A 7,503-nucleotide genomic window follows, 5' to 3' on the forward strand; every position below is an offset into this window, starting at 1 on the left:
AGCGCCCTCGGCGCGGACCTGGGTCAACTCATCCTTGTGCGCCTTGCGCTCCGCCTCTGCCCGGGCCTGGGCCTGGGACAGCTCGTCCCGGTGGGTCTTGCGGGCCTCAGCCTCGGCCAGCTCCAGGGCCTCGATGCGACGCTTGGCGTCGGCCAATGCCGCCTGGTCCGAAGCCCGCCCCTCGGTCAGGGCCTCAATCTTGGCCGAGGCCGTGGCCAGGGCCGCCTTGGCTGTGGTCAGCTCCTCGCGGTGCGCCCTGCGCTCCGCCTCTGCCTTGGCCTGGGCCTGGGACAGCTCGTCCCGGTGGGCCGCCTGGGCCTCCACCAGCTCAGCGCGGTGGGCCTTGCGGACCTCCTCGGCCTGGGTCCGAGCCTTGCCCAGCTCGGCTTCGACACCTTTCAGACTTTCCTTGAGAGAATTCCGCTCCGCAGCCAAGGTGAGCTCTGCCTTGGCCTGGGCCTCCACCATTGCCTGGAGCCTGGAGACCTCCACCGCCGCCGTCTGCGCGGCCTCCCGGGCCTTGCCCAGCTCGGCCTCCAGCCCCTGGATCTTGGCCGCCTGCTCAACGGCCTTCTCGGCCATCTGCTCCACCCGGAGCTGGATCTTCGCAAGCTCGACCCGGGCGGTGTCCGCCGTCTGCCGCTCAAGCACCAGTGCGTCGGCCTGGCGCTTAATCTCCTCGGCACGCTCCACCGCCGTGGCTGCCGCCTGGTCCCGCTCCGTGGTCAGGGCCTCGACCCGGGCCATGGCCTCGGCCAGCTCGGCCTCCAGTGCGGCCCCGGATGCGGACAGCTCCCCGGCTTCGGCCTGCGCGTCCACCAGCCGCCCCTCCACCTCTGACCGTGCGCGGGCGGCAGCCCGCTCTATCTCCTGCGCCAGAGCCAGGACCAGTTCCCCGGGCAGCTCCGGTGCCTGGGCCTGGGCCTGCGGCCGAGCCGCACGCCAGGCGGTCAGGTGCGCGTGCACCGTGTTGGGAGAGCCGGTGCCGAGCACATCGCGCACGGCCCGGATAGTGGGCTGCTGCCCATCCGCCACCATCTTGTCCGCCACCTGCGCCACCTGGTCAAATGTAATCCCTTCTCTTGCCATGTCGCCCTCCGCGTATCGTACCGTATTTTGTATCATGTATCACGTATCAATACAGATACACTATACGATATGATACAGTACGTCAAGAAAAATATCACCCCCAGCGTAACATATCCCCCACCCGTATCTGGGGCTTCGCCCCGTAGCGAACACACCCGGCCGCTGCGCGTCCGTGAATGGGCGCGGCTCACGCCGCGTGCCGCGGTGCATCGAGCGCGGGCACGTCCACGCACCCCTCACTGAACACAGCCCCCCCGCCCTGCGGGGCAGGAAAGGGCGGCTGCGCCGCTTGCCCTGCTCACTCGGCCCCGGCCCGACCCCATCCACGTGGCGGATCGAGGAGTCTCACCCATAGGTTGCGGACTGCCTTCCGCCGCGAAGCGGCCTTTCCCCCCTGCCCCGCAGGGCGGGGGGCTGTGTTCGTCAAAGAGTACCCTCCGACAAAGTCGGAGCTAATTCTTTCTTTTGCACTCTTTATGCATGCTTTTAAGAGCATAGGAGCGCTCGAAAGGCCTTGAAATCATTGATCAGAAAATCGTAAAGTGAACGTCCTTGTGTCGAAAAAAGGGGGCTTAGGTGAACGTCCTTGTGTTGAGAAAGGGTAGATAGGTGAACGTCCTTGTGTTGAAGTGAACAAGTGACTTGACACGTGTTCACCAGTTCACTATATGGTGGCCATGACTGAACCAAAAATCCCTGATTTTCTGGACAAGCCTAGCGGCTGCATCCACATCAACCACATCGTTTCCGGACCCGCGATGCGGCTCTATAACTGCTTCTTAGCCTGGACGTTCGACGATATTCCACTGGTCGACGAGGTGCACCGGTTCACGGTGCCTCGGAAGATCGTCGAAGAATACATGCACACCAGAAACGATGCAGCTATCAAGGGCTGGCTGCGAGAATTAGGAGACGCTTCTGTCGAGTGGAACAACCTGGGTGGCCTTGGCCATGGCAAGGGCAGCATGCCGAACTGGGGTTACTATAAGTTCATACAAGAGCCCGAGCTTGTAGGCTCGTTCGTGACATTTACGATGGCACGGACCCTGCGCGGTTTCATCGCTGATTCAACGATGTTCGCACGTATCAACCTACTCATCGAGCGGCGCTTCAAAAAGACGAAGTACGCGCTACCGCTGTACGAGCTGGGCCTGGACTACCGAGACAACAAGGACAAGGTCAGCGGCAAGGGCTGCACACCGTGGCTGTCCGTGGACCAGCTCCGGAAGTACCTCGGCGTGGCCGACAAGTACCCAGAGTTCAAGCTGCTCAACCGCGCAATCCTGCAGAACGCGCTCAAAGAGATCCAGGCGGAAGCGGACATCACGATGACGATGGAGAAGAAGACCGACAAGCGCGTCGTGACGCACGTCCGGTTCCTGATTGAAGATGACCCCACGCACATGAGCGCACGCGAGAAGATCCGCAGGACCATGGCCACGCTCCCGGGTATGGGCGACAAGAATCAGATCGAGATCCTGAAGTTTGCCCAGGCCATGCACAACGCCTTCGGCGTCAGCCTGCCACGTGCCCGGAAGATCGCCAGACTCTACATCGGGCATGAACCCAAGCTGCGGGAGGTCATGGAAAAAATCCAACACGACAAGCTGGCTGGCAAGGTCAAAAAAAAGCTTGGCGCATACGCCGCCGCAGTCCTTGAAAAGGAGAACCCTGTCGTCGCAATTCAAGAAAGCGAACCAAACAAATAAGGTTGTCAGCCAACCGGAGGCACCCGGCTGGCTGACATTGCCAAAACCTGCCTTTCAAGGAGGCATAAGCCATGGCGACAAAAGGTTTTACATGCCAAACAACCAAGATCAAGAGCTGGCCGAGGATGTTTTAGACCAAGAAATTGATGAATCAAATGGAGATATTGCGCTACAACCTGGGCCAAATGCAGACCCTCAAGCGTCTATTGAGCGCTTCATCAGCGCAGAGGTACGTAATTTTTATGATGTATACAGCTACCGTCATGCTGCTGCAATTTTAGCTACATCGTACCCAGATGAATTAGCAGAAATTGAACGATCGCTTCTAAAATTTCGCATCACCAAAAGAGACATTGGAATGCCAGGGGGCAATGAGTCAGACATGCCAAAAAAGTATTCGACGATACTTCGACCAGCAGGATGGGTTGAGTCAAGAATACAGGGCGACTTAATGGTTCGTATACATGAATATACAGAAGAAATTTTAGACAATGGAAAAACGAGAAAGCATAAACTACCTGAACATGAACCAAAAATAATTAAAAACTTCATCGATGGGCACAAAATAGACTATGTAAAGGGGAGCGTCGCTTTTGATCTTGAATGGAACTCAAAAGACCAGACATTTGATCGCGACCTATACGCTATGAGAGCTTTTCATGATTGTGGATTAATCAGCGTTGGCGTTTTGGTAACTCGAAGCGAAAAACTAAATCCCGTGTTTGAAGTCTTGCCACAGCTTAACAAAAACGGAGAGCCGGAAACTATAAACAGCGGCAATCGCTCAGGACAAATCAAAACAGTCAAAAATAAATATGGAGCAAGCACAACATGGATGGGAAAACTATTGTATAGACTTAATGCTGGAAGACACGGCTCCTGTCCAATTCTAGTATTTGGAATAACCCCAAAACTTATATCTGATTGGGTGGAATGATGAAACAACAAAAAAGTCCCGATGCCATCACTTCTCAAGCTGGCCGTGACTTACTTAACATGCACGGTGATGAACAGTTTACAACAATTTTGGCCGATCCACCATGGCAATTCCAAAATAGAACAGGGAAAGTTGCGCCAGAACATCGTAGATTGTCCAGATATGAAACAATGAATTTTGATGAGATCATGCAACTTCCGATTCAAAGGCTTACAGCAGAAACAGCCCACTTATATCTATGGGTTCCAAACGCCTTGCTCCCCGAAGGGTTAAAAGTCATGGCAGCATGGGGTTTTAGCTATAAAAGCAACATCATCTGGCATAAAATCAGAAAGGATGGAGGTTCTGACGGAAGGGGAGTTGGTTTTTACTTTAGAAATGTCACAGAAATGGTTCTATTTGGAGTAAAAGGAAAAAACGCAAGAACTTTGCAACCAGGAAGGACACAAGTAAATTATCTTGCGACAAGAAAGCGTGAACATTCGCGGAAACCTGATGAATTTTACGAAATTATAGAGGCCTGTAGCCCTGGACCGTATCTTGAACTTTTTGCCAGAGGCCCTCGCAAAGGATGGAGTGTGTGGGGCAACCAGTCTGAAGAGTATTATCCAGATTGGCCAACATACTCAAACCATTCTCAAACTGAACAAATTTCCGCCATTTGTACTCCCTCAAAATTCTAATGTAAGGGGCCTTTCGGCCCCTTCTACATTTCCATTTCCCATCCTTGCTCTTGCACAGCCCGTGGCCTCTCGGCCACGACCTCACCCCGCTCCATGGCCCCCTGGATCGCCACGCACCGTTCCTGCGCCAACTCCAGGAGCTGCCCTGACACATCCTCGTAGCGCTGCCCCCTGGCCTTCAGCTCCCGCCACACATCGGCCTTGCCGACCGTGCGGACAACGTAATCGGCCACGTGCGCGGTCTTCCGGTCCTGCAGATCCTCCGACAGGTCAGCGATGACCTGGGCAACCGTGGCCAGCGCGTGGCCACGCTCAAGCAGGTACGTGGCAATGATCCAGTCTGCCCGACTCCGGTCGTAATCCTGCCCGAAGTCCCCTTTCAGATGCGCCAGGCACTGCTCGTAGAACCACCACGGATCCGTGTCGTCAAAGGCGCTCCGCGTTTGCCGTAGCGAGTCCACCAGCGCGGCCTGCCGCGACCGCTCGTTGGCCTCGGCCAACCGCGTCCCCACATCGACCACTAGGCGTGGCCCTGCGGATGCGGTCTTCCCGGTCCGCCTGGTCAGGGTCGCATACGGAAAGAGACCGTCGCGGGAAACATGATGCGGTTTGCGGTTCGTAAACCCCGCCAAACGGCCCCAGTGGACCGCGTCCCGCGATCCAGCGTCTCCGCCGTACATTCGGCACAATTCGACCGATACGGCCTTCCTGACGGCCTCTGAGAGCTTCACGCCGTCATCCTGCACCCGCACCCACGCCTGGTAGTTCCCCGGCGAGGATTCGACCACCACGGCCGGGGCGAATCCATCCTTCCCCATCCGGTCTATGGTGGCCAAGGAAATGTCGTCCAGGAACACCAGCGGTTCCTGCTGCGACCGCGCAGGCCGGATATAAATATTCTCCCCCTGGGCGTTCTGCCGCTTCAGCCACGGGATCATGTCCAGGACCTCTTGCGCGGTCTTGTCGAACTTGCCCCAGAGGCCCTTTTCCCCTTCGGGTCCGACGTCAAAGAGCTGGCAGCCGAAGGCCTTGAGCTGGTGCGCAACGGCCGTGCGCGTCCTATCCGCCATACTCACCCCCATTTGAGCCAGATCCACAATGCGGCGAATGTGATTATCCCACAGGCCACTCCGCTGCCCACGGCCACCCACACCGTCCGGAGCCTGTCGGCCTGCATCATGGCTCGGGCTTGTGCCGCTGTCCTCTTGGCTGTCGACGTCGCGGTCTTCGCTGACTCGGTGGCCTGCGTCAGTTCCTCGGCTAGGGCCTCGATCCGAGCCATGGCCGTTTTCTGCCTCGCCAGCTCCCCGTCCATGAGCTGGCTCCAGTCCCTGGCTTGCGCCATGGACTGCTGCCGCATCTCCGCCGAGGCCTCCTTGTACTCGTCCGTCAGCTTGGCCATGGCCTGCGCCAGCGGTTCGATCTGCGCCGACATGTGCGCCAGGCTCCCCTCCTGCAGCTCCCGCAGCTCGGAGATCCGCTCTCCGAGCGACCGTGCCACGCTGTTCGCGGAGGATTTCAACATCTCTGTCTTGCTCATAGTCTAACCTCGATTGGAGCCGCTTCCAGCTATACGCATTGCCTAGTTGCGACGCTTTGAAAACATCACCTGTCGCCTGAAAGAAAAAAGAAAAACCCTTTAGGCGTCCATTTTCCAGCCTCGGCAGGGTATCTACCCCCGCCGCATCGAGTCGCTCCAGGAACGCTGCCATAGTCGGCGTGTCCACCATGGCCTGGTCGAGGATCTGCTGCAGAACCAGCTTGGACGGCACGCGCCCTAGGCGCAGGGCCTCCTGAACCTCGCCTGTGGTGAGGGCCCGCCGTTCGCGGTGCAGCTCCGGGTCGAACTGCGTGGTCAGGGCCAGCCCGTGTTCGAGCTCCAGCTCCCCAGTCGCCTGCATGACCTGGTGCGCATCCCACTTGCCATGCCAAAGCTCGCTGCCGACGCCGATCCGTGACACGACCAGGTGGACGTGTTCGTGTTCGGTATCCATGTGTCGAACCAAGAGGTACGGGTGGCGGTCCGGGTCCAGCCCGACCTTCCGAAGTAACCCGTCCGCAACGTCCTGCCACCCGGCATCGGTCAAGTGCTCGCCCTTCGGGAGCGACAACGAGCAGTGCCACACCGGGCGCCGCACCCCAGGCCGTAGGCTCCGACTCTCCCCGAACTCCGCCGCCAGCTCCCGAGGGGTGCATCCGTTCATGTTGCCGCCGATTACAGAGGCCCCGGCCCGCACGGCCCGCCGTCCCTTGGCCTCCTCGGTGGTCAGCAGATAGTTGACCACGCCGCGAAAACCGCCACCCCTGTTCACACGACCCTTCACTTGCCCCCCTTCATAAGCCGCCGCACCTCGGCCAGGGCCAGACGCAGCTCCTCGATGGCGTCCGGATCCACGCCAACGGTCCGCCCTTCGGCTGCGGCCTTGGCCAGAGTCGTCAGACCGCCAGCGATCCGACCAGCATGTCCCCAGGCCTCTTGGTTCACCTCGGGGACGCGTGCCGGCGCTCGGCGCAATGCAGCCGTCCGCAGCCACTCGCCACGAGTCATCCCTTCGGGGCGGCGATCATCGATCTCCGCCAGCTCCGCATCGGTGACGCGACACGTCACTGGATGCCGCCGAAGCTCGGCCTTCGGCCTGGGTTTCGGCCCGCGCTTGCGCCAGTTGGCCTTGGGCTTCTGCGCTTCCTGCTCTTGCTCTTCCATGCCTTTCTCCCCGGGGGTCCCCATTAGCAACGCGTTGGGGGGACGAAACTTGCGAAGCAAAGTTATACGTCCCTCCTAACCAAAATCAGGGGCACCATATCCAGCTCAAGGGCGACTGTCTACAGTGGACCCTTATGGACCCTCACCCCTCCAGCGTCCCGTCCTTCCGCGCCTTGTGCGGCGACAGCAAGGGCTTGGACTGCCTCACCTCGGCCAGTTCCTCACGGAGCTTGGTCGTTTCGCCCTGGGCCTTGGTCAGCTCCTCGCGGATCCTCGCAGCCTCGATAGCGCCCTCGGCGCGGACCTGGGTCAACTCATCCTTGTGCGCCTTGCGCTCCGCCTCTGCCCGGGCCTGGGCCTGGGACAGCTCGTCCCGGTGGG

The 7,503-nt window shown here is 59.1% G+C and carries 8 protein-coding genes and 1 pseudogene; 3 read left to right on the forward strand and 6 right to left on the reverse strand.

Annotation, left to right across the window (positions count from 1 at the left end; all coding sequences use genetic code 11):
• The coding region (locus H4684_RS20000) for a DNA-binding protein (RefSeq protein ID WP_192625101.1) at positions 1-1,089 on the reverse strand (1,089 nt) is incomplete at its 3' end.
• Positions 1,090-1,766: 677 nt separating this feature from the next.
• Between H4684_RS20000 and H4684_RS20005 the strand changes: the two genes are divergently transcribed.
• The 3 genes from H4684_RS20005 (at position 1,767) to H4684_RS20015 (ending at position 4,418) form a co-directional block, all read left to right on the forward strand.
• Positions 1,767-2,798, forward strand: a complete 1,032-nt coding sequence (locus tag H4684_RS20005; protein WP_192625102.1) for a replication initiation protein — start codon at positions 1,767-1,769, stop codon at positions 2,796-2,798.
• A gap of 91 nt (positions 2,799-2,889) precedes the next feature.
• Positions 2,890-3,735 carry a BglII/BstYI family type II restriction endonuclease gene (locus H4684_RS20010; RefSeq protein WP_192625103.1) on the forward strand — a complete coding sequence of 282 codons (846 nt, stop codon included), beginning with the start codon at positions 2,890-2,892 and terminating at the stop codon, positions 3,733-3,735.
• A complete protein-coding gene (locus H4684_RS20015) occupies positions 3,735-4,418 on the forward strand; it encodes an MT-A70 family methyltransferase (protein ID WP_192625104.1) in 684 nt (227 codons plus the stop codon). The genes H4684_RS20010 and H4684_RS20015 overlap by 1 nt, the downstream gene beginning before the upstream one ends.
• Positions 4,419-4,441: 23 nt before the next feature.
• Here H4684_RS20015 and H4684_RS20885 read toward each other — a convergent pair whose 3' ends face one another.
• From H4684_RS20885 to H4684_RS20030, 5 genes and pseudogenes are all read right to left on the reverse strand, one after another.
• Positions 4,442-5,488, reverse strand: a complete 1,047-nt coding sequence (locus tag H4684_RS20885) for a DNA-primase RepB domain-containing protein (RefSeq protein ID WP_225940582.1) — start codon at positions 5,486-5,488, stop codon at positions 4,442-4,444.
• Positions 5,489-5,490: 2 nt separating this feature from the next.
• Positions 5,491-5,958, reverse strand: a complete 468-nt coding sequence (locus H4684_RS20890; protein WP_225940583.1) for a hypothetical protein — start codon at positions 5,956-5,958, stop codon at positions 5,491-5,493.
• A 334-nt stretch (positions 5,959-6,292) separates the two neighbouring features.
• A pseudogene (locus H4684_RS21325) lies at positions 6,293-6,742 on the reverse strand (relaxase/mobilization nuclease domain-containing protein); the annotation flags it as partial.
• On the reverse strand, positions 6,739-7,026 hold the full coding sequence (locus H4684_RS21070) for a hypothetical protein (RefSeq protein ID WP_192625106.1): 288 nt from the start codon (positions 7,024-7,026) through the stop codon (positions 6,739-6,741). The gene H4684_RS21070 and the pseudogene H4684_RS21325, both read right to left, overlap by 4 nt.
• A 238-nt stretch (positions 7,027-7,264) precedes the next feature.
• On the reverse strand, positions 7,265-7,503 hold a 239-nt coding region (locus H4684_RS20030; RefSeq protein WP_318779665.1), incomplete at its 5' end, for a hypothetical protein.

It is taken from the genome of Desulfomicrobium macestii, from assembly GCF_014873765.1.
Classification (GTDB): Bacteria; Desulfobacterota; Desulfovibrionia; order Desulfovibrionales; family Desulfomicrobiaceae; genus Desulfomicrobium; species Desulfomicrobium macestii.

Bases quoted from the DNA above. Each gene is read 5' to 3' on its own strand.
- H4684_RS20010 (WP_192625103.1), top strand. From the start codon at position 2,890: ATGCCAAACAACCAAGATCAAGAGCTGGCCGAGGATGTTTTAGACCAA.
- H4684_RS20885 (WP_225940582.1), bottom strand. From the start codon at position 5,488: ATGGCGGATAGGACGCGCACGGCCGTTGCGCACCAGCTCAAGGCCTTC.
- H4684_RS20005 (WP_192625102.1), top strand. From the start codon at position 1,767: ATGACTGAACCAAAAATCCCTGATTTTCTGGACAAGCCTAGCGGCTGC.
- H4684_RS20890 (WP_225940583.1), bottom strand. From the start codon at position 5,958: ATGAGCAAGACAGAGATGTTGAAATCCTCCGCGAACAGCGTGGCACGG.
- H4684_RS20015 (WP_192625104.1), top strand. From the start codon at position 3,735: ATGAAACAACAAAAAAGTCCCGATGCCATCACTTCTCAAGCTGGCCGT.